This is a genomic window from Zoogloea sp. LCSB751 (assembly GCF_002028455.1).
Taxonomy (GTDB): domain Bacteria; phylum Pseudomonadota; class Gammaproteobacteria; order Burkholderiales; family Rhodocyclaceae; genus Zoogloea.
Window position 1 is genome coordinate 98,503 of sequence record NZ_MWUM01000009.1, and the last position, 22,298, is coordinate 120,800.

Consider the following 22,298-nt stretch of genomic DNA (forward strand, 5'->3'; position numbering starts at 1 on the left):
ACCTCATCAGCATGCGTGATCCGATTTTTGTCAAAAGGGAGCTAATACGGAAGATTTGCCAGGTCAAATCTGCCTGTTTTCCTGGAACGGAAACTGCTTATTGCTGTGCGTCACGGCCCGGAATTGATTTTCGGGGTGGCGAGAATGGAAATAGGTGGCGGCACGAATTTGAATTCGTGTCGAAAATGAATTGATCCGGGAATCGTCGCAATGCAAATCTCCAGGACGGATGCGGACAGGGCCGGGGCAACCCCGGCCACGTTGCCGGGATATCTGCTCGAACAGGCCCGGCGCAGGGCGAACGCCATTGCCCTCCGCCAGAAACGGCTCGGAATCTGGCACGAGCGCACGTGGTCGGTGTTGGCCGACGAAGTGGCGCGGGCTGCGGCTGCCCTTGAGGCCGATGGGTTCGGCGCTGGCGATGTGCTGGCCTTGCTTGGCCATCCTTGCGCGGAAGCGGTGATCCTGATGCTGGCGGCCCAATGGCTGGGCGGGGTCGCTGCGCCCTTGCCGGTTGAGGCGGAGGCGGATGCGCTGGCGGGGATGCTGCGAATGCTGGCGCCAAAGGTGGCCCACGGCGAGGATCAGGAGCAGGTCGATCGTTTGCTGGCAGCGGGTTTTGACGGTGTGCGGCTGATATTCGCGGATGGACGCGGGCTGCACGCCTATGGCGAGGCCGCGCTGGCCGCCTATCCAGCCTGGCTGGCCGGCGGGGCGGACCGGCTCGTCCCGCCGCTGTCAGCACGTGCTGCCGGTGTCGCCGTACGTTATGCGGGACCCAGTGACTGGGATGGCGCCGACGAGGACGTACTGCGTCACGATGACCTGGTGGCCGGCGCCGCAGGCCTGCTGCGGGCTGCCCGGGTAGGCGAGCGGGATGCGGCCTTCGCCGGCCGCCGCTTTGCGCCGGCAGGGGTGGTGCGCTACCTGCTCGCGCCCTGGCTGATCGGTGGTTTTTCCATCAATCTGGCCGAAGGGCTGGACAGTCGCGACCGGGATCGGCGGGAGATCGGTCCGACCCTGGTCGTCGGCGCCGCTCACACCTACGCCAGGCTGCGGGCCCGGATCGCGGCCCGTCTGCCGGCGGCAGGAGGGCGCTGGGGCAACTGGCTGGTGCGCGCCTTGACGCCGGACGGTGGCGGCTGGCTGGCGCGCCTGCTGGTCCTGTCGCCCCTGCGGGAGGTGGCCGGGTTGGCGCGGGTGCGCACGGCCATCGTGATAGGCCCGCCGGCGGACGATGCCACCGTCGATTTCTTCCGCTGCCTCGGCATCGAGCTTCAGCACTGGCCCGACATCGCGCCGGCTGGGCGGGAGGACGGGGCTCCGTCGCCCCGGATCTCCTTCGAGCTGACCGTCTGGGGGGCGACATGAGTGCGGCGGCCTACCCGCCGGCGCCGGTTGCCGCCGCGCCGCTGCTGGCGGTGGAAGGCATCTCGCTATCCTTCGGCGGCGTGAAGGCGGTGACCGACATCTCCTTTGCGGTCCGCTCCGGTGAGATCTGCTCATTGATCGGGCCGAACGGGGCGGGCAAGAGCTCCCTGCTCAATGTGATCAACGGGGTGTACCGTCCTCAGCAGGGGCGGGTGGTGTATGACGGGGTGGCGTCGATGCGCATCACGCCGCGCCGGGCGGCCCGGCGCGGGATCGCGCGCACTTTCCAGAACGTGGCCTTGTTCAAGGGCATGAGCGTGCTCGACAACGTCCTCGCCGGCCGGAACCTGCACGTTCGGGCCGGCTGGTTCCGGCAGGTGCTGGGCTTGCGTGCGGCGCGCGACGAGGCTGACGGACACCGTCGCAAGGCCGAGGAGATCCTGGCCTTCCTGCACATCCAGGCCTACCGCGATACGCCGGTCGGCAAGCTGCCCTACGGCTTGCAGAAGCGCGTCGAACTGGCCCGCGCCCTGGCTGCGGAGCCGCGCCTGCTGCTGCTCGACGAGCCGATGGCGGGCATGAACCTCGAGGAGAAGATGGACATGAGTTGCTTCATCCTCGACATCAATCGGGACTTCGGGACGACGGTGGTGCTCATCGAGCATGACCTGGGTGTGGTGATGGACATTTCCGATCATGTGGTGGTGCTGGACTACGGCCGCAAGATCGCCGACGGCGCCCCGGCCGAGGTGCGCGACAACCCGGATGTGATTGCCGCCTACATCGGCAGCGCGCACTAGACGGAAGGGAAAGGCGAGATGGATTTTTTTCTGGAAGTGCTGATCGGCGGGCTCCTCGCCGGCGTCATGTATTCGATGGTGGCGATCGGCTTCGTGCTGATCTTCAAGGCCTCGGGCGTCTTCAATTTCGCCCAGGGCTCGATGGTGCTGTTTGCGGCGCTGACCTTCGTGAGCCTGCTGGAACGGGGGTTCGCATTCTGGAGCGCCTTTGCCGCAACGCTGGCGTCCATGCTGGTGCTGGCCTGGGCCATCGAGCGCGGCGTCTTGCGGCATCTGGTGAACCGGCCGCCGATCACGTTGTTCATGGCCACCCTGGGGGTCAGCTTCATCATCGAGGGCTTGGCCCAGCTCCTGTGGGGCGCCCAGGTGCACGGCCTCGAGCTCGGCATCAAGGATGAGCCTCTGGAGTTCGGCGGCGTGCTGCTCAGCAGTTTCGACCTCTTCGCGGCAGGCACGGCGGCGGCGCTGGTGCTGGCTTTGTCGCTGCTGTTCAGCCGGACCCGCATCGGCCTGTCCCTGCGTGCGGTGGCCGACGATCCGCTGGCCGCGCTGTCGGTGGGCATCCGCCTGCAGCGGATCTGGGGCGTGGTGTGGGCGGTGGCGGGCTTCGTCAGCCTGGTCGCCGGTCTGCTGTGGGGCGCGCGCCTGGGCGTCCAGTTCTCCCTGTCGCTGGTGGTGCTGAAAGCCTTGCCGGTTCTCATCATCGGCGGCTTCTCGTCGATCGGCGGGGCCATCGTTGGTGGCCTGATCGTCGGTGCGAGCGAGAAGTTGGCCGAGGTGTATGTCGGGCCGTTGATCGGGGACGGTCTGGAGAACTGGTTTCCCTATGTGCTCGCGCTGCTGTTCCTGCTGGTCCGTCCGGCCGGTCTGTTCGGCGAACGGGCCATCGAGAGGGTCTGATCATGCTGTTGTTATCCGAAACCGGCCAGTTCAGCACCCGTTACGCGGACGACCGCCGGGTGTTTCGTCTGCGCCAGGCACGCCTGGGAATCATCGCCCTGCTGGCTTTTTCCTATCTAGTCGTCCCGCTGTGGGCCAGCGACTACTGGTTGAGCGCCATCCTGATCCCGTTCCTGGTGCTGTCTCTCGCGGGGCTGGGGCTCAACCTGCTCACCGGCTACGCGGGGCAACTGTCCCTGGGGACTGCAGCCTTCATGGCAGTGGGGGCGTTCGCCGCCTACAACTTCCAGTTGCGCGTCGAGGGGTTGCCCTTTCTCGCCAGTTTCCTGCTCGGCGGACTGGTGGCTGCCGCTGCGGGTGTCGTCTTCGGCCTGCCCAGCCTGCGCATCAAGGGCTTCTACCTGATCGTGTCGACGCTGGCGGCCCAGTTCCTGGTGGAGTGGGCGTTGACCAAGTTCGGCTGGTTTTCCAACTTCAATCCGTCCGGCGTGATCACCGCGCCGCCGCTGTCCGTCCTCGGCGTGGATCTGTCCTCTCCGGCGGGGCGCTACCTGCTGACGCTGGCGGTGGTCACGGTGCTGTTCGTCGTGGCCGTGCGCATCGTGCGTTCCGATCTCGGGCGCAACTGGATGGCGGTGCGTGACATGGATACGGCGGCCGCGGTGATCGGTATTCCGGTGGCCCGCACCAAGCTGCTGGCCTTCGCGATCGGTGCCTTCTATTGCGGTGTGGCGGGCTCCCTGTGGGCCTTCGCCTACCTGGGAACGGTGGAGCCCCACGGGTTCGACCTCAACCGCTCGTTCCAGGTCCTGTTCATCGTCATCATCGGCGGGCTGGGGAGCATCCTCGGCAACTTCCTGGGGGCCGCGTTCATCGTGTTGCTGCCGCTGCTGATGAGCAACCTCGGGGGCTCACTGCTCGGGGGCGTCATCGATCCCGGGGATACCGAGAACCTGCAGAAGATCCTGTTCGGCGTACTGATCATCCTGTTCCTGATCCGTGAGCCCGAAGGGCTGGCGAGCCTGTGGCGAGGGCTGCGCGCCCGGGCCCGGGTGTGGCCCTTGCGGGACTGAGCGCAAACCCCTTTTTCCATTTCACCTGAAACCGTGCATCACGGAGCGGCCTGGCCAGCTGCACCGGGACGCGTCACGGGTGTGCCTGGCGCGCCCATCATTTTCCACTGGAGTCGATCTATGACCGCATCACGTTTTTCCCCCCGCCGCCTGGCGGCCACATTCAGCCTCGGTCTGGCCTTGGCCAGCGGCGCCGCCTTTGCTGCCAACGAGCAGTATTTCCCCTTGCAGAGCTATCGGGTGGGGCCCTACGCGGCCGGCGGCACCGGCTTTTTCGGTGGTTTCATCGACTACATGCAGCTGATCAACGCCCGCGACGGGGGCGTCAATGGGGTCAAGCTGACCTGGTCCGAATGCGAGACGGAATACGTTGTCGAAAAGGGGGTCGAATGCTATGAGCGCCTGAAGAAAGGCCTCAACGGTGCGCCTGCAGCGGCCACCAATCCTCTCAGTGTCGGTATCGCCTATGCCACGCTGGAGCGCTCCACCGCTGACAAGATCCCGCTGATCACCATCAACCACGGGCGCACCGATTCCACCGATGGCAGCGTGTTCCCCTACGTCTTCCCGCTGCAGCTGAATCCTTACAGCGAGGTGTCGGCGATCGTTAACTACATCGGTCAGAAGGCGGGCGGCCTCGACAAGCTGAAGGGCAAGAAGATCGTTACGCTCTACCACGGCTCGCCCTACGGCAAGGAAACCATCCCGATCCTCGACATCCTGGCCAAGAAGTACGGCTTCAGCGTGACCCACATCGAAGTCCCCCATCCGGGCACGGAGCAGCAGTCCCAGTGGCTCAACATCCGCCGTATCAAGCCCGAATGGGTGATCCTGCGCGGCTGGGGGGTGATGAACCCGGTGGCCCTGAAGACCGCCGCGAAGACCGGTTTTCCGGCGGACCGCGTGATCGGCAACATCTGGAGCAATTCGGAGGACGATGCGGCTCCGGCCGGTGACGCCGCCAAGGGATTCATCTCAATCACCACCCATCCGGCCGGCACCGACTTCCCGGTTCTCAAGGACATCGACAAGCAGGTGGTGAAGGCCGGCAAGGGCAACCTGCAGGATCCGAAGCGTTTCGGCAATGTGTATTACAACCTCGGGGTGGTGAACGGCATCCTCAACGTCGAGGCCGTCCGCATCGCGCAGGCCAAGTTCGGCAAGCGTCCGCTCAGCGGCGAGGAAGTGCGCTGGGGCTTCGAGCACCTCAACATCGACAACAAGCGTCTGCAGGAACTCGGCGCGGTCGGGCTGGTGCAGAACCTCAAGCTGTCGTGCGCGGACCACGAAGGCGGCGGTGCGGTGCGCTTCCAGCAATGGGATGGTGCCCGCTGGAAGGTGATCAGCGACTGGGTTCAGGCCGACCGTGCGCTGCTGCGCCCTATCATCGAAAAGTCGGCTGCCGCCTACGCCAAGGAAAAGGGCATCACGCCGCGTAATTGCGCGAAGGAAGGCTGATCGTGCCACCGCTCCGCGAGCGCCGGTTCCGGCGTCCGCGGGGTACCGCCTGACTGGATATTGCCATGACGAACTCTCCGATACTCAACGTGGAGGATATCCACGTGATCTACGACAAAGTGATCCTCGGCGCCCGCGGCGTCAGCCTGGTTGTGCCCGAAGGCGGCATTGTCGCCTTGCTGGGGGCCAACGGTACCGGCAAGACCACGACCCTCAAGGCCATCTCGGGTCTGATCGGCGCGGAGCGGGGCGAAGTGGTCGATGGACGGATCCACTTCGCCGGGCGCGACGTCCTGCAGTCCGCGCCGTCGGCCCTGGTCGAGGGCGGACTGGTGCAGGTCCTCGAAGGACGCCATTGCTTTCCCCATCTGGACGTGGAAGAAAACCTCCGGGTCGGAGCTTTTGCCCATGCGCCGTCCCGCTCCGATCTGCAGGAAGGCATCGAGCGCATCTATCGTTACTTTCCACGTCTCAGGGAGCGCCGGCGCAGCCTGGCAGGCTATCTCTCCGGCGGCGAGCAGCAGATGGTGGCCATCGGGCGGGCGTTGATCGGCCGACCCCGCCTGGTGTTGCTGGATGAACCTTCGATGGGGCTGGCCCCGCAGATCGTCACCGAAATCTTCGAAATCGTCCGGCGCCTCAATCGGGAAGAAGGGGTCAGTTTTCTGCTGGCCGAGCAAAACGCCGCCATTGCCCTGCGCTATTCGGACCACGCCTATGTGATGGAGAGCGGGCGTGTCGCGAGCGATGGGCCATCGGCCGATCTGGCCGCGCGGGACGACATCCGGTCCTTTTATCTGGGCATGAACATGGAGGGGCGGCGCAGCTTCCGCGAGGCCAAGCATTATCACAGCAGGCGCGCACGGGAATAGATCTTCTAGTTTAACGCGTCAGCCTTTGAATAGGCCGTGCATCGAAAGTGCACGGCCTTTTTGTTTTGCACTCGCCTCTTTTTACTGAAAAACAATATCGGCATTAAATAAATGCTGGAGGGGAGGCATGGAAATAGCAGTGGATGTTTCTCGGGGAGCACGTGCACCATTCAGCCTTTTATTTTCATGGCTTTTTCGTGGAATTTTATTGGCATGCCTTCTGCTAATAGCGAGGAGTAGGAAATATAAATAAACCCCGATAGGAAAAAAATGAGAAACACCGCTATTGCAGCCCTGCTGCTCACTGTTTTCAGCACCTCCGCGCTGGCCCTGGACAACGTCACCATTTTCGGCACCGTCGATATGGGCTATCGATGGAGCGGCAAGAACATCGATCCGACGGTCGGCAGCCAGTCGCGTATCGATTCCGGCACCAGCGTGCCGAGCCGTCTGGGCTTTCAGGGCTCCGAATACATCGGTAACGGGCTCAAGGCGAGTTTCGTGCTGGAAGCTGCGGTCGATGCGGCAACGGGCCAATTGACCGGCGGGGGCGGCTTCAGCCGCCAGGCCTTCGTGGCACTGGGTGGCAAGTTCGGGCGGGTTGCACTTGGGCGCCAGTACACGCCCGGCTACCTGCTGACCTCGGAGATCGATCCGTTCAGCAGCGTTACGGTCGGCCAGTACAACAACGTGTACCTGACCGAATACCGCTGGGACAATCAGGCCACCTATTTCTCGCCGGACTGGCAGGGCTTCTCCGTATCGGCGGCATATACGGCCAACGGCTACGGCCAGGAGTCCATCGCCAATCGCGGTAGCGGGGCGGTTGGCGACGTGCGGGGGCTGTCGGTGGTCCCCCAGTACCGGAACGGTCCGCTCCTCCTCGGCGTGCACCTGCAGGAGCTGAGTGCCCGCACCTCGGGGCTCGACGAGAGCGGCGCTCCGGTGGCGGTCTCGTATGACGGCAAGAAGGTGCGCGTCTACGAGGCCGGCGGGACCCTCGACCTGGGGGTGGCCAAGCTGGCCGCGCTCTATGGCGTGCGTCGTGCCGGGACCGCCGATTTCAGCCCCGACACGGGCGCGCTGGCCGGCAAGAACAGCCGCCAGTGGCTGGTAGGCGCCACGCTTCCGGTCGGCAGCCATGGCACCGTGCTCACGTCCTACGTCCGACGCAGCACCGAACTGGCGGACGGCGCAGGCGACGCCAAGGCCGACCAGTGGGCCGTGGGTTACGAGTACGCCTTGTCCAAGCGCACCGCGCTGTACACCACCTATTCCAGCGTCAACAACAACGCCGCCGGGCGCGACGCCGGCTTCATCAGCTCGGTGGGCGCCGGCTACAACCCGGGCAACGGCTACCAGCGCAGTGCTGCGGCCGGCATCCGTCATAACTTCTGAGTCCTTGTTGTCGGACCCTGTCTTCATGCCGGTGGCCTCGTTCGCCGGCGTCCCGGGAGTCATCATCAAATGAGCAAGACCATCCGCTTCAACGCCTTTGAAATGAACTGCGTCGGCCATCAGTCGCCGGGGTTGTGGACGCATCCCCGCGACCGCTCGTGGCAGTACAAGGATCTGGAATACTGGACCGACCTGGCCAAGATCCTCGAGCGCGGCTTTTTCGATGCGGTGTTCATCGCCGACGTGGTGGGTTACTACGACGTCTACAAGGGCGACAACTACCATGCCCTCCACCAGGGGGTGCAGATTCCGGTCAGCGATCCGCTGCAGCTGGCGGCGCCGATCGCGATGGTCACCGAGCACCTGGGCATCGGCATCACCGCGTCCACCTCCTTCGAACACCCGTACACGTTCGCCCGCCGCCTGGCCACCGCGGACCATCACACCAAGGGACGGGTCGGCTGGAACATCGTCACGTCCTACCTGGAGAGTGGCGCCCGCAACGTCGGGGAGGGCGGCCTGCGGCGCCACGACAATCGCTACGAGGTGGCGGCGGAGTATGTCGAGGTGCTCTACAAGCTGCTCGAAGGCAGCTGGGAGGACGGGGCGGTGCTGCGTGACAAGGCCAGCCGCGTCTTCATCGATCCGGACAAGGTCCATGAGATCGGCCACAAGGGGCGCTATTTCGACGTGCCCGGCTACCACCTGTGCGAGCCGTCGCCCCAGCGGACTCCGGTGCTCTTCCAGGCTGGGGCGTCGGGGGCCGGCAAGGCCTTCGCGGCGAGCCACGCCGAGTGCGTGTTCGTGTCCACCCCGGCGCGGTCCACGTTGCAGCAGTATGTGGCGGATATCCGTCAGCAGGCCGCCGCGGCCGGCCGCGACCCGTCCAAGGTGCTGGTCTATGCGCTGGTGACGGTGATCGTGGACGAGACCGACGAGAAGGCCTGGGCCAAGTTCGAGGAATACAAACAGCACGTGTCCTACGACGGGGCGCTGGTGTTGCTGTCGGGCTGGAGCGGCATCGATTTTGGCAAGTACGCGCCGCAGGACCCGGTGCGTGCGGTGGAGACCAACGCCATCGTGTCGGTGGTCGAACACCTGGCCAAGGGCGACAAGGAATGGACCATCGACGAACTGGCGCGCTGGGCCGGCATCGGCGGGCTGGGGCCGGTTTTCGTCGGTTCGCCGGCCACCGTGGCGGACACCCTCCAGCAGTGGGTCGAGGAGACCGACGTGGATGGTTTCAACCTGGCCTATGCCCTGTCCCACGAGACCTTCGAGGACGTCGTCGAGTACCTCGTGCCGGAACTGCAGCGCCGCGGCGTCTATCCCACGGCGTACAAGCCGGGCACCCTGCGCGAGAAGCTGTTCGGTGAGGGCCCCCGCCTGCCCGATAGCCACCCGGCGGCCCGGTACCGGGATATAGAGGCCGTCAAACGGGAGAAGGGCGCGAGCCGCGAGGTGGCCTGAAGCCGATGGGGCCGGTTTGGACTACGGTATGGCCGGCTTATCCATTCGCTGACTAAAAAAATCAGTTTTTTTTAGTTGACCCTGGTGTTGGGTCCAGGGATGAAATTGCTCCCATGGACATCCAACATTTCACCATTGGGACACTCGCCGAGCGGGCTGGCGTGTCGATCGATACGATCCGGCATTACGAGCGCGAGGGGCTGCTGTCGCCGCCGCCACGCTCCGCGGCCGGCTATCGCCGTTACTCCGTCGACGCGGTCGAGCGGGTGCGCTTCATCTGCCGGGCCAAGACGTTGGGCTTCACGCTGGAAGAGATCCGGGATCTGCTGGGTTTCTCCAACGACCGGGAAAAAGGCGTGCGCAACGTCAAGCAACTGGCCACCTTGCGCTTGCAGGAGATCAATGAGCGCATCAATGCCTTGATCGCCATCCGCGACGAGCTGGCTGAACTGGTCAAGGCCTGCCCGGGTGACGGGGAGCTGGAGTGCTGCCCGATCCTGAATGCCACCAAAGGTGCCGTTCCTCCGCTTGAGGACGCGGTCGCTCAGGCCACAGAGCACCCATCCTGCTGCGGCAACAAGCACGCCACCCGCCATGTCGCATCGGAGGATAGGCCATGAGCGACGTGGGGATGCGTTCTCTTACCTTGCCGGTGCAGGGCATGACCTGCGCGGCGTGTGCGGCGACCATCGAACGGGCGCTCAACAAGCTGCCGGGGGTGCGCGCCAGTGTCAATTTCGCCAGCGAGCGCGTGCATGTGCAGCTCGATGCCAGCCAGACCACGGCCCAGGCGGTGGTCGAGCGGATCGACCGGGCCGGCTTCGTGGTGCCGAACAGTACCGTCACGCTGCAGATCGACGGCATGAGCTGCGTGGCCTGCGCCGGCCAGATCGAGCAGGTTCTCGGCAAGTTGCCCGGCGTCAGTGCCAGCGTCAATTTCGCGTCCGCCAAGGCGCGGGTCGAGTTTTCACCGGGGAGTGCGACGCCCGCGGATCTCATTGCTGCAATCGTCCGGGCCGGTTTCGGCGCCAGCGAGATCGGCGAACTGGACGCCGAGGCGCTGGACGAACGGAACCGCAAGGATGAGGCCGGGTGGCGGGCCCAGCGCCGGCGGGCCGCCTGGGCGGGGCTGGCGACGCTGCCGCTGCTCGCGCAGATGGTCACCATGTTCGGCGACGATCTGCTGTCGCCGGCCCACGCCGAGTTGCTGCCGCGCTGGCTGCAGTGGGCCCTGGCCAGCGTCGTGCAGTTCTGGGCCGGGGCGCGCTTCTACCGGGCCGCCTGGAATGCGCTGCGGGGCGGATCGGCCAACATGGATGTGCTGGTGGTGCTGGGGACCAGTGCCGCCTATCTCTACAGCACCGTTGTGTGGCTGCTGGACCTGCACGACCACGTGTACTTCGAGGCCAGCGCGGCCATCGTGACGCTGATCCTTGCCGGGCGCCTGCTCGAAGCGCGAGCCAAGCGCAAGACTTCCTCGGCAATCGGTGCGCTGCTCAAGCTCAAGCCCAAGCGGGCGCGCGTGGAGCGGGACGGCCAGATCGTCGAGGTGGAGGCGGCAAGCCTCAAGCTGGGCGACGTGTTCGTGGTTGCCGCCGGCGAAGCCGTGCCGGTGGATGGCGAAGTCCTCAGCGGAGAATCCAGCGTGGATGAGTCCATGCTGTCCGGCGAAAGCCTCCCGGTGCCCAAGCGCCCGGGCCTGCCGGTGCATGCCGCGACGATCAACCAGAACGGCGTGCTGCGGGCGCGGGCCACCGGGGTTGGGGCGGACACCTTGCTGGCGCGCATCATCCGCATGGTGGACGAGGCCCAGGGCTCCAAGGCGCCGATCCAGCATCTGGTGGACCGGGTTGCCGCCGTCTTCGTGCCGGCGGTGGTGGCGATCGCAACGCTGACTTTCGGGCTCACCTGGTGGTTGAGTGGTGAATTCGCCACCGCGCTGAATCACGCGGTGGCCGTGCTGGTGATCGCCTGCCCGTGCTCCCTGGGCCTGGCCACGCCGACGGCGATCATGGTCGGCACGGGCTTGTCGGCCCGCGCCGGCATCCTCATCCGCAACGCGGCGGTCATCGAGCAGGCGCGCAAGCTGCGCGCGCTGGTGTTGGACAAGACCGGCACGCTGACCCGCGGCCAGCCGGACGTGATGGAAGTGATCACCGCCGATGCGGCCGACGCACCGCGCCTGCTGGCCTGGGCTGCCGCGCTGGAGACGGGCTCCGCTCATCCGCTCGCCAAGGCCATCACCGAGGCCGCACGGCGGCGCGAGGTGTCCATTCCTGAGGTGCAGGGTTTCGAGACGCTGCCCGGCATGGGGGTGCGCGGGGTGATCGCCGGTCATGAGGTCAGGCTCGGCGCACCCCGCTGGGTCGGCGCGCAACTGGCTGCGGAGGCCTGGCCTGCGGCCTTGAACGACGGCGTCGAAAGGGCTCGGGAGGCCGGGCAGACGGTGGTCGTCCTGGCCGTCGATGGCGTGCCTCTGGGCGCCCTCGCGATTGCCGACCCGATCCGCCCCGGCGCGCCGGAGGCCGTCCGGCATCTGCTCGAGCAGGGTGTCGAGGTAGTCATGCTAACCGGCGACAACGCCCACACCGCCCAGGTCGTTGCCCGTCAATGCGGCATCAGCCGCTTCCACGCCGAGGTGCTCCCGGAGGACAAGGCCCGTGAGATCAGCCGCCTGCAGGCCGTCCACGGCCCCCACGTGGGCATGGTCGGCGACGGCATCAACGACGCGCCGGCCCTGGCCCTGGCCGATGTCAGCTTCGCCATCGGCGGCGGCTCGGACGTTGCCGTCGAGACGGCCGATCTGGTCCTCGTGCATGGCGACCTGCGCCACGTGGCGGCGGCCATCGACCTGTCCCGCGCGACGCTGCGCAAGATCCGCCAGAACCTCTTCTTCGCCTTCATCTACAACGTCCTCGGCATCCCGCTGGCGGCCTTCGGCCTGCTCAATCCGGTGGTCGCCGGGGCGGCGATGGCACTCAGTTCGCTGTCGGTGGTCAGCAATTCCCTGCTGCTCAACCGCTGGCGTCCCGGCACCGGCCGGTGATTCCGGTTTGCACTGTTCGTCCATTCATTTCATTACTTAAGGAAACTGCCATGAGCCAACACACCGATACCCTTGAACTGACCGTGGACGGCATGCGCTGCGGAGGTTGTTCGGGGCGCCTCAAGAAGGCCCTCGACGGCACCGACGGCATCCAGTCCAGCGACATCGTGCTGGAGACCAAGCGGGTGACCGTCAGCTTCGATACGGCCCGCATCGCTCCGGCCGCCATCCGCGAACGGATCGAGGAGACCGGTTTCACGGTCGTGTATTGATCCGTCCCGTTCGCCGCTCCCGCGTCCTCATCCTCTCTTTTTTCCCCACTCTCAGGCTGTCGTGCGCCCGGTGCGCCATGGCGGAGCTTTGCCCTCAATTTTGTGGAATGCGATATGAAACCCAGCCAGCTTTCCGGAGCACAACTGTTCAGACTCACGTCCCTGTCCGCGGCGATTGCAATCGCTTTTGCCGTACCTGCCTACGGCCAGAGCAGTGAGAAAAGCAGCGACGCTGCGTTCGAGACGGTCAAGGTCGGTACCGGGAATGCGCCGACCGGCTACACCTCCAGCGCCAGCGTCGGCGGCAAGGAATTGCTCAAGCAGCAGGAGATCGCCAACTCGGTGACGGTGATCACCGAACAGCGCATCAAGGACCAGAACCTGCGGACCCTCGCCGATGCCCTCAACCAGGCCACTGGCGTGACGGTGATCTCCAACGACACCACCCAGAGCCAGTACCGTTCCCGCGGCTACGCGCTGGGCGTGAGTTACGACGGCATCCCGGCCTACAACGGCTTGTCCGGCAAGTCGCAGCTCGATCTGTCGGTCTTCGAGCGGGTCGAGGTGCTGCGCGGACCGGCAGGGATTTTCAGCGGCAGCGGCGACCCCGGCGGCGTCGTCAATCTGGTGCGCAAGCGCGCCAAGGCGGATACGGCGCTGTCCGGCGCCCTCAGCGTCGGCTCGTGGAACACCACCCAGGGCGACGTGGATGTCACCGGCGCCCTCAACGAGAGCGGGACGGTGCGCGGGCGTGCCGTCATGTCCCTGACCGACCGGCAGTATTTCTACGAGCGCACGGGCACCAGCAAGTGGGTCGGCTACGCGACCATCGACTGGGACCTGACGCCCTCCACGACCCTGTCGGTGGCCGTCACCGCCCAGGAGGACCGGACGCGGGCGCCCTATATCGGACTGCCGGCATGGACGACCGGCTCGCTGACCCAGGCCTCGCGTTCCATCAATCCGCAGCCGAACTGGAGCCGGGTGGACTGGACGACCCACGACTATCTCCTCGAACTCGAACAGCGCTTCAGCAGCGGCTGGGTGGCCCGCGTCAAGCTCGACCGACGTGAGCAGACCCAGTACTGGAAGGATGCTTTCGCCTGGAGCGGTGTGAATCCGCAGACCAACACGCTCAACTACCGTCGCTGGATCGGCGACTACGACTACGATCGCAATGCCGTCGACGTCTATGCCAGCGGACCGTTCTCCCTTTTCGGGCGCAGCCACCAGGCCCTGGTCGGCTACAACTACGAGACCCTGAAGGCGGCCGGGCAGGGCTACGGCCTGGGCATGCAGCGCGATCTGGTGTCTGGCGTGCCCTTCGGCCAGCCGGGTGGCATCCCCGAGGTCACCTCGGCGTACAACTCCGGTTCGCTGAACGACACCCGCCAGCACGGCGTGTATGGCCAGTTGCGCCTCAAGCCGGCGGACCCGCTCACCGTGGTGCTCGGTGGCCGGCTCAGTACCTTCAACGACCGTTCCCGTTCGGTGGCGCCATCCACGCCGACGGACTGGAGCCAGGGCGCCCGCGAGCGCCAGCACTTCACGCCCTACGCGTCGGTGCTGTACGACATCGTTCCCGCGGTGACCCTCTACACCAGTTATTCCAGCATCTTCATTCCGCAGACCCAGCTCAAATCCGATGGCGGCACGATCAATCCGCGTGAAGGGCGGCAGTACGAGATCGGCGCCAAGGCGGCGCTGCTCGATGGCCGCTTGAACGCTTCTGCCGCGGTTTTCGACCTGCGCGACCGCAACCGCGCCTTCCTCAACGACGACGGCTTCTATCTCAATTCCGGCGAAGTGCAGAGCAAGGGCTGGGAGCTGGAGGTGGCCGGCCGGCCGGTGGCAGGCTACGAGATCCAGGCCGGCTATGCCCGCTTGGACGCCAAATACCTGAAGGACGCGAACAACGAGGGCCTGCCCTTCAACACCTGGGATCCGCGCAATTCGGCCAAGCTGTGGGGCGTGCGCCACTTCACCGAGGGCGGTGCGGCAGGGCTCGACGTTGGCCTCGGGCTGATCGCCGTCAGCGGCAGCCAGTCCGGCACCGGCAGTGCCGCCGTGCGCCGGCAGGGCGGCTACGCCGTCGTCAATGCCCTGGTGGCGTACCGGCTGAACAAGACCTTTTCCGTCCAGCTCAACGCCAACAACCTGTTCGACCGGACCTACTACACCCGGCTCGGCGGCCTGAACACCTACAACAGCTACGGCGAGCCGCGCAGCTTTGCGCTGACCTTGCGCGCCCAGTACTGAGCGGGGCGGCGATGCGTGCCATCACGAAGCGGATCGCCGGCTCGGCCGCCCCCCTGATCGCGGCCTACTGGCGCTCCGAGGAGCGCTGGCGCGCGTACGCGCTGCTGGCCCTGATCATCGGGCTCGACTTCCTCATCGTGTGGCGCGCGGCGCGTGTGACCTTCTGGCAGCGCGATCTCTACGATGCGTTCGCCGCCTACAACGTCGCCGCGTTCTGGGACCTGATGTTGCAGCTGGCGGTGCTGGCTTTCATCGGCGTCGCCATGAGCACCGCCCGCACCTACACGGCGCAGGCCCTGGAGATGCGCTGGCGCAGCTGGATGACCGAGGTCTTCGTGGCGCGCTGGCTCGACGGCAAGACCTTCTACCGGATCGAGCAGGCGCGGCGGGTGGACAATGTGGACCAGCGCATTGCCGAAGACCTGCGCATGCTGGCGACCCATACCCTGTCCCTGGGCCTCGGTCTCCTCAGCAACCTCGTCAACCTGGTGACCTTCTCGATCATCCTGTGGGGCCTGTCCGGGGTGATGAGCCTGGCCGTGGGCGGCTTCGACCTGGAGATTCCGGGCTATGCGCTGTGGGCCTCGATCCTGTTCGCCGCCGTCGGTTCGCTGGCGATGGAGAAGGTCGGCGGGCGGCTGACCGCGATCGATTACCGCCAGCAGCAGGCCGAGGCCGATTTCCGGGTGTTGCTGGTGCGGGTCAGGGACAGCGCGGAGCAGATCGCCTTCTATGCCGGGGAAGAGGCGGAGAAAGCCCGCCTGCGCCACGGCTTTGCCGCTGTGCGGGACAACTGGCGCCAGGTCATGACCTACACCAAGCGGGTGACCATGCTGGACTCGCTGTACACCGAAGGGGCGGCGCTGGTCCCTTATCTGCTCAATGCGCCGCGTTATTTTGCCCATTCCATCACGCTGGGCGAGCTGACCCAGTTCACCCAGTCCGCGATGAAGGTCCGGGTGGCCTTGTCCTGGTTCATCTACAAGTACAAGGACATCGCCCTGCTGCGCTCGGTGTGCCGTCGCCTGAGCGAGTTTGAGGCGGCCATGGGGGCGCCGGCTGCGCGGGGAATCCAGGTGGAAGAGCATGCCGGGGCGGCGGTCGATGTCCGGGACCTCGAATTGTGCCGTCCGTCGGGGGAGGCTTTGGTGTCCCTCGGCCGCTGGTGTATTGCGCCGGGCGAGCGATGGCTGGTTAAGGGGCCGTCCGGCGCCGGCAAGAGCACTTTGCTGCGGGCGCTGGCCGGCCTGTGGCCCCATGGCTGCGGCCGCATCGCCTGGCCGGCCGGTGGGCGGATGATGTTCGTGCCGCAGCGCAACTACCTGCCGCCCGGCACGCTCCAGGCTGCGCTGTGCTATCCCAGTGGAGAACACGCCTTCAGCCGGGCGGCGTGCCAGCAGGTTCTGGAGGACGTTCGGCTCGATGCGCTGGCTGGCGAACTGGATCGCTGCGACGACTGGGCCCGCCGGCTCTCCCCCGGCGAGCAGCAGCGGCTCGCGTTTGCCCGCGTGATGTTGCAGCGGCCGGATTTTCTCTTCCTGGACGAGGCCACCTCGTCCCTGGATGCCGACAACGAGGCGCGGCTCTACCGGATGCTGCTGGCGCGCCTGCCACAGCTGGCCCTCGCCAGCGTGGCCCATCGGGCGAGTCTGACCGCCTTTCATTCCCATGCGCTGGAGGTTCCCGAACTCGAACGTCTGCGCTTCGGAGAACAGGTCGGCGGTGCCGGTTATCCTGGGGTGAGCGGTGCCGATGTATCGGCTGCAGGTGGGCGCTCCACAAACGCCGGGCCATGGGGGCACGGCATCCGGATGTCTTCACATAGTGCGGATACGGTGTGAAGACGCGGCTGTCGATTGTGTCGACTGGGTTTTCATGAGAGCTTTTGGGATGCGGGCTTTCCGCATCATTCAAGAGGATTTGCATGGATTTTCAGCCCCGCGTACCCCCGACCGCCGTGCGCTTTGCGCGGACCTTCAGCGGCAACCGTGTCTGGCTGGCGGCGGGTCGTCGCGTCAGCCTCAATGGCGAGGAATACCGGGTCTTCGGTCACATCCCCGAGAGCTGCCTGGGGCAGGAGACTCACTGGCGCCGGCGGACCGCCGATGTGAGGGATGCGCTGGAGCAGACCATGCTCGAAGCCCAGGGCGCCCGGCTGGAACAGACGCTGGAGGCGGCCATCACGGCGATCGCGGCTTACCTCGATGCCTGCGTCGCAGAGGGCTTGCAGCCCAATCTGCGCAAGCTGCGCGAATCCTGGTCCTGCGGCGAGCTCGATCTGAGCGCCGCGGCGAAGGGGCTCAGCCAGTCTCTCAACGACTTGCGGGCCAAGCGCCGGCATCGGGATCTGGGGGAGCAGATCGGACGTTCAGTCCGGTTGTCCGATTACCCCGACACCTTTCCGGCGCGGCGTCGCGTCCGCAAGCTGATCGCCGTCCTGGGGCCGACGAATTCCGGCAAGACGCACGATGCTTTCGAGCGGCTGGCGACGGCGGCCAGCGGGGTGTATCTGGGGCCCTTGCGGTTGCTGGCGCTCGAGGCCTTCACCCGCTTGAACGAGGAGTTCGGCGTCAGTGCGTCGTTGGTGACCGGAGAGGAGCGCCGCATCGTCGAAGGCAGTCGGGTGACGGCTTCCACCATCGAGATGCTCGATCCCAGTCTTGAGCTGGATGTGGCGGTCATCGACGAGATCCAGATGTTGAGCGATCCGGACCGCGGCTGGGCCTGGACCCAGGCGGTACTCGGGGCCAACGCCAATGAAGTGTGGCTGCTGGGGGCGTTGTCGGCCGAGCCGGCCATTGTTGCGCTGGCGGCGCGTCTCGGCCTGCCGGTGGAGATCCGGCGCAAGGAGCGCAAGCACCCGCTGGTGGTGGGGCAGCCGCTGGCCAACAATCCGGCCGGCGCGCTGCGTCGCGCTCGCCCGGGGGATGCGTTCATCGTCTTCTCCCGGCGGGATGCGCTCAATCTGCGCGACGATCTGCTGGCCCTCGGCAAGTCCGTGGCCTGCATCTACGGCGCCCTGTCGCCGGAGGTGCGGGAACGCGAGGCGCGGCGTTTTGCCGAAGGCGACGCCGACATCCTGGTGGCGACCGACGCCATCGGCATGGGCTTGAACCTGCCGATCCAGCGGGTGGTGTTCACCGCGGTCCAGAAGTACGACGGTACGACGCGGGATACGCTTTCCCCTTCGCTGCTGCAGCAGATCGGCGGGCGGGCGGGGCGCTTCGGTCATCGGGAAGAGGAGGGCGTGGTCGCGGGCCTCACGCCCGATGAGCACAAGGTGGTCGCTGCGCTGATGAAAACGCATCAAGCCCCGCTCGAGACGCAGGGCTTCCAGATCACCGCGGGCAGCGCCTATCTCGAGCAGATTGCGCAGATGTCGGGAGACAACCGGCTCGAGGCGCTGCTGTCCTTGTTTCAGCTCCACGCGGACTGTGGCGACGGTTTCTTCGTCCCGCACATCCCCGAGGAGCAGCTGGCGCGTGCGGCCCAGCTGGACCGGATGAAGAACCTGTCCCTGCATCTGAAACACGTGTTCTCGATGGCGCCGATGGCGTCCCAGAACGAGACCATCGACGGCGAGTGGCGACGTTGGGCTTACGCGGCCAACCAGGGGCGCCACATCGCGCTGGATTTCCTGCCGAAGTCGCCCCGGCGGGCGTCATTGGAGGAGGCCGAGGTTACGGTGCGCCTGCTGGCGGCCTATCGCTGGTTTGCGTATCGCCTGCCTGAACTCTTCATTGACCACGAGATGGCGGATGCGGCGCTCGCGCCGTGGATCGCAGTCGTGGATGGGCATCTGCGCAGCCGTTACCGACAGGGGGTCGGTGGTGGGCGCAAGGGCGTGCCCAGCTGGTACTGGCCAGTGCGACGCACCTGATTGCGTGCTTCGCACCGCTTCATCGGGATGCCGTTTTCAGTGGGTATGCCCCTGGTGATGTGCGTCGGGGAAGTGGGCGTGGCTGTGAATCATCGGCTCGTGGCGATGGGCATGCGTATGGCGGGTGCCCGGCGCCACCGCTGTCTCGTGGACGTGCTGGTGGTGCTCGTCATGGACGTGTTCGTGGCTGTGTTCCAGTGCGGCATGAGCGTGTTCGTGTTCATGGCTTTCGGTCAGGTGCAACCCGATGCCGATGGCCATGAGCACGCCTGCGGCAACAAGCCTGACGGTCAGCGGTTCGCCGGTGAGCACGGCCAGCGTGGCGCCGAAGAACGGGGCCACTGAAAAGTAGGCGCCGGTGCGTGCTGTGCCGAGGTGGCGCATGGCGACAACGAACAGCACGAGACTGACACCGTAGGCGAGCAGGCCGACGCCCATTGCCAGGGCCGTGCTTGTCCACGCCGGCCAGCGATTGCCGAGCGCCAGTGCGAGTGCCAGGTTGGCACTTCCGGCAGCGATGCCTTTCACTGCCGCAATCCATGTCGCATCGGCCAGCGAGACCTTGCGGGTAAGGTTGTTGTCAATCGCCCATGCCAGGCAGGCGCCCAGGACCGCCAGTGCAGGCCAGCTTCCGGTGAGTTGTGCTTCCTGGGGCCAGCTCAGAACGACCGCCCCCAGTGCAATCGCGCCCATGCCGAGCGCGATGCGTCCATCGACGTTCTCCCGGAATACAAACCAGGCCAGAAGTGCGGTAAGCAGGCCTTCCGCGTTCAGCAGGAGGGCTGCCGCGGATGCCGGCATCGCTGTCAGCCCGAACATCAGCAACACGGGCCCCACGACGCCGCCCGCCAGCACGGCACCGGCAAACCAGCCTAGCTCGCCGCGTTGGAGCACTACCGGCCGGGCGCGGGTGATCCGTCGATAGGCCGTCAGTCCCAGTCCGGAGCCCAGGTAGAACAATCCGGCAAGCAGCCACGGGCTGAGATCCTCGAGGAGCCATTTGGCGATCGGGGCGCTGGCACCGAAAAGCAGGGCGGCAACCAGCGCTGCCGCAACCCCGGTATTGATGTTGAGAGGTCGAGTGTTCACGAGTTGAGCGCGATGTAGGCGTCGCCGGGATTGTGGCATGTCGGCGCTAGCGCATCCGGATGTCGATAAAAATCGTAGAAAGATCTACTATTTTGTAGAGTATGATTGTTTTTATGTGGACTATCCTCATTACCAGCCTCCCGACCGAGAATGCGACAGCCCGCATGCGGGCCTGGCGTAGCCTCAAGGCTTCTGGGGCCGCCGTGCTTCGGGACGGCGTGTACCTCATGCCGGAGCGGGACGATTGTCGGACGACGCTGGATGCCGTCGCGGCCGACATCCGTGCCGCGGAGGGGAGTGCATTGGTCTTGCGGGTGGAGGAGCCTGCCGACGCTGGCTTCGTCGCCTTGTTCGACCGCAGCACCGAGTACGCCGCGCTGCTGGCCGACGTCACCGAGTCGCAGCGGGGGTTGAGTCAGGAGCGCGCAGCCGAAGTGTTGAAGCACGCGCGCAAGCTCCGCAAGGCCTTCGTGAATCTCGTGGCGATCGACTTCTTTCCGGGAGAGGCCCGGAAGCAGGCCGACGAGGCTTTGCGGAGCCTGGAACAGCAGGCCGCCTGGGCCCTGTCACCCGATGAGCCGCGGGCCATCGACCATGCCCTGGTGCGTCTGAAGCGCCAGGATTATCAGGGGCGGGTGTGGGCGACCCGATGCCGGCCCTGGGTGGATCGGCTGGCCAGTGCGTGGCTGATCCGACGTTTCATCGATCCCGCCGCCACCGTGCTCTGGCTGGCATCCCCCGCGGACTGTCCGGCGGACGCGCTGGGCTTCGATTTCGACGGCGCCACTTTCACCCATGTCGGGGCACGGGTGAGCTTCGAGGTGCTGCTGGCCAGTTTCGGCCTGGAAACGCCGGCGCTGCAGCGCCTTGGCGGGCTGGTGCATTTTCTGGATGTGGGGGGCGTGCAGCCGCCCGAAGCGGCCGGCATCGAGAGCGCTCTGGCCGGACTGTGTGACACCATTGCCGACGACGACCGGCTTCTTGCACTGGCGGGCTGCCTGTTTGACGGACTGCTGGCCTCTTTTGAGAAAGGCCCGAAACCATGAATCAGCGTTCCAACGCCTTCGAATCGACGTCCCCGGAAGTCGGGCCGGCCGAAGTCAGTTTCTGGCAAGCCTTCCTGTTCTGGCTGAAGCTCGGCTTCGTCAGCTTCGGCGGGCCTGCAGGGCAGATTGCCATCATGCACCAGGAGCTGGTGGAGCGCCGCCGCTGGATCTCGGAGCGACGCTTTCTGCACGCACTCAATTATTGCATGGTGCTTCCCGGGCCGGAAGCCCAGCAACTGGCGACCTATATCGGCTGGCTGATGCACCGCAGCTGGGGCGGGATCGTGGCGGGGGCGCTGTTCGTATTGCCGTCGTTGTTCATCCTGATCGGGCTGTCGTGGATCTACGTAGCCTTCGGTGAGCTTCCCCTCGTGGCGGGACTCTTCTACGGCATCAAGCCGGCGGTCACGGCGATCGTCATGCAGGCGGCCCACCGTATCGGCGGTCGGGCCCTGAAGAACAATGCACTGTGGGCCATTGCCGCTGCAGCTTTCGTGGCGATCTTCGCCTTGAACGTTCCGTTCCCGGCCATCGTGGCGGCTGCGGCGGCCATCGGCTATGTGGGCGGGCGCGTGGCGCCGGACATGTTCAAGGCGGGGGGCGGCCATGGCAAGGCTGACAAATCCTACGGCCGCGCGCTGATCGATGACGACACTCCAACCCCGGAGCACGCCCGCTTCGGCTGGTTGAAGCTGATGAAGGTGGCGGTGGCCGGTGCATTGTTGTGGCTGCTCCCGATGGGCCTGCTGACGGCCGGCTACGGCTGGGAACACACGCTGACGCAGATGGGCTGGTTCTTCACGAAGGCCGCCTTGCTGACGTTCGGCGGCGCCTACGCGGTGCTGCCCTACGTCTTCCAGGGGGCGGTCGGTCACTACGGCTGGCTCAGTGCGCCCCAGATGATCGATGGTCTGGCGCTGGGAGAGACCACGCCCGGGCCCTTGATCATGGTGGTGACCTTTGTCGGCTTCGTCGGCGGCTATCTGAAGGCGATGTTCGGGCCGGACAGCCTGTTCCTGGCGGGGGCCGTGGCCGCCGTGGTGGTGACCTGGTTCACCTTCCTGCCGTCCTTCGTCTTCATCCTTGCTGGCGGGCCCTTCATCGAGACCACCCACAACGACCTCAAGTTCACCGCCCCCCTGACGGCGATCACCGCGGCGGTGGTCGGCGTCATCCTGAACCTGGCGCTGTTCTTCGGTTATCACGTTCTGTGGCCGCAAGGTTTTGCCGGGGGGTTCGAGTGGACCTCGGCACTCATCGCGCTGGGGGCCGCGATTGCGCTGTTCCGCTTCAAGCAGGATGTCATCCACGTGATCCTCGCCTGCGCGCTCGTCGGCTTTCTGGTGAAGATCTTCCTGTGACGT

17 protein-coding genes are annotated in these 22,298 nt (G+C 65.9%); 16 read left to right on the top strand and 1 reads right to left on the bottom strand.

The annotated features are described in order from the left end of the window. The first annotated feature begins 210 nt into the window (after positions 1–210). From B4920_RS12430 to B4920_RS12495, 14 genes are all read left to right on the top strand, one after another. Complete coding sequence (locus B4920_RS12430) at positions 211–1,371, top strand: AMP-binding protein (protein WP_079435003.1); 1,161 nt, start codon at positions 211–213, stop codon at positions 1,369–1,371. Beyond that, positions 1,368–2,171, top strand: a complete 804-nt coding sequence (locus B4920_RS12435) for an ABC transporter ATP-binding protein (protein ID WP_079435004.1) — start codon at positions 1,368–1,370, stop codon at positions 2,169–2,171. The genes B4920_RS12430 and B4920_RS12435 overlap by 4 nt, the downstream gene beginning before the upstream one ends. 18 nt (positions 2,172–2,189) lie before the next feature. Then, positions 2,190–3,071, top strand: coding sequence for a branched-chain amino acid ABC transporter permease (locus B4920_RS12440; protein ID WP_079435005.1), 882 nt, complete (start codon positions 2,190–2,192; stop codon positions 3,069–3,071). 5 nt (positions 3,072–3,076) lie between these two features. Next, positions 3,077–4,144, top strand: a complete 1,068-nt coding sequence (locus B4920_RS12445) for a branched-chain amino acid ABC transporter permease (protein ID WP_079435085.1) — start codon at positions 3,077–3,079, stop codon at positions 4,142–4,144. Positions 4,145–4,264: 120 nt separating this feature from the next. After that, on the top strand, positions 4,265–5,602 hold the full coding sequence (locus B4920_RS12450; RefSeq protein ID WP_079435006.1) for an ABC transporter substrate-binding protein: 1,338 nt from the start codon (positions 4,265–4,267) through the stop codon (positions 5,600–5,602). Positions 5,603–5,667: 65 nt separating this feature from the next. Next, on the top strand, positions 5,668–6,474 hold the full coding sequence (locus B4920_RS12455; RefSeq protein ID WP_079435007.1) for an ABC transporter ATP-binding protein: 807 nt from the start codon (positions 5,668–5,670) through the stop codon (positions 6,472–6,474). Positions 6,475–6,744: 270 nt separating this feature from the next. Further along, positions 6,745–7,872, top strand: a complete 1,128-nt coding sequence (locus tag B4920_RS12460) for a porin (protein ID WP_079435008.1) — start codon at positions 6,745–6,747, stop codon at positions 7,870–7,872. A 69-nt stretch (positions 7,873–7,941) separates the two neighbouring features. Next, positions 7,942–9,342, top strand: coding sequence for an LLM class flavin-dependent oxidoreductase (locus tag B4920_RS12465; RefSeq protein WP_079435009.1), 1,401 nt, complete (start codon positions 7,942–7,944; stop codon positions 9,340–9,342). A 113-nt stretch (positions 9,343–9,455) separates the two neighbouring features. Next, positions 9,456–9,962 carry a heavy metal-responsive transcriptional regulator gene (locus B4920_RS12470; protein ID WP_079435010.1) on the top strand — a complete coding sequence of 169 codons (507 nt, stop codon included), beginning with the start codon at positions 9,456–9,458 and terminating at the stop codon, positions 9,960–9,962. Further along, positions 9,959–12,388, top strand: a complete 2,430-nt coding sequence (locus B4920_RS12475; RefSeq protein ID WP_079435011.1) for a heavy metal translocating P-type ATPase — start codon at positions 9,959–9,961, stop codon at positions 12,386–12,388. The genes B4920_RS12470 and B4920_RS12475 overlap by 4 nt, the downstream gene beginning before the upstream one ends. A gap of 50 nt (positions 12,389–12,438) precedes the next feature. After that, complete coding sequence (locus B4920_RS12480; protein WP_079435012.1) at positions 12,439–12,660, top strand: heavy-metal-associated domain-containing protein; 222 nt, start codon at positions 12,439–12,441, stop codon at positions 12,658–12,660. Positions 12,661–12,774: 114 nt separating this feature from the next. After that, entirely contained in the window at positions 12,775–14,919 is a 2,145-nt protein-coding gene (locus tag B4920_RS12485) for a TonB-dependent siderophore receptor (RefSeq protein ID WP_079435013.1), read from the top strand. A gap of 11 nt (positions 14,920–14,930) precedes the next feature. Beyond that, the gene (locus B4920_RS12490) at positions 14,931–16,760 is read left to right on the top strand and encodes an ABC transporter ATP-binding protein/permease (RefSeq protein WP_079435014.1); all 1,830 of its coding nucleotides are present in this window, start codon (positions 14,931–14,933) and stop codon (positions 16,758–16,760) included. A gap of 83 nt (positions 16,761–16,843) precedes the next feature. Beyond that, positions 16,844–18,799, top strand: coding sequence for a helicase-related protein (locus B4920_RS12495; RefSeq protein ID WP_079435015.1), 1,956 nt, complete (start codon positions 16,844–16,846; stop codon positions 18,797–18,799). 36 nt (positions 18,800–18,835) lie between these two features. On the opposite strand, the gene B4920_RS12500 is transcribed toward B4920_RS12495, so the two are convergent. After that, positions 18,836–19,888 carry a DMT family transporter gene (locus tag B4920_RS12500; RefSeq protein ID WP_254050917.1) on the bottom strand — a complete coding sequence of 351 codons (1,053 nt, stop codon included), beginning with the start codon at positions 19,886–19,888 and terminating at the stop codon, positions 18,836–18,838. A 113-nt stretch (positions 19,889–20,001) separates the two neighbouring features. Between B4920_RS12500 and B4920_RS12505 the strand changes: the two genes are divergently transcribed. Together B4920_RS12505 and chrA are read left to right on the top strand one after the other, a co-directional pair. After that, positions 20,002–20,934, top strand: coding sequence for a chromate resistance protein ChrB domain-containing protein (locus B4920_RS12505; protein WP_216819858.1), 933 nt, complete (start codon positions 20,002–20,004; stop codon positions 20,932–20,934). After that, entirely contained in the window at positions 20,931–22,295 is a 1,365-nt protein-coding gene (gene chrA, locus B4920_RS12510) for a chromate efflux transporter (protein ID WP_079435018.1), read from the top strand. Before B4920_RS12505 ends, chrA begins: the two co-directional genes overlap by 4 nt. The last annotated feature ends 3 nt before the right edge of the window (positions 22,296–22,298 follow it).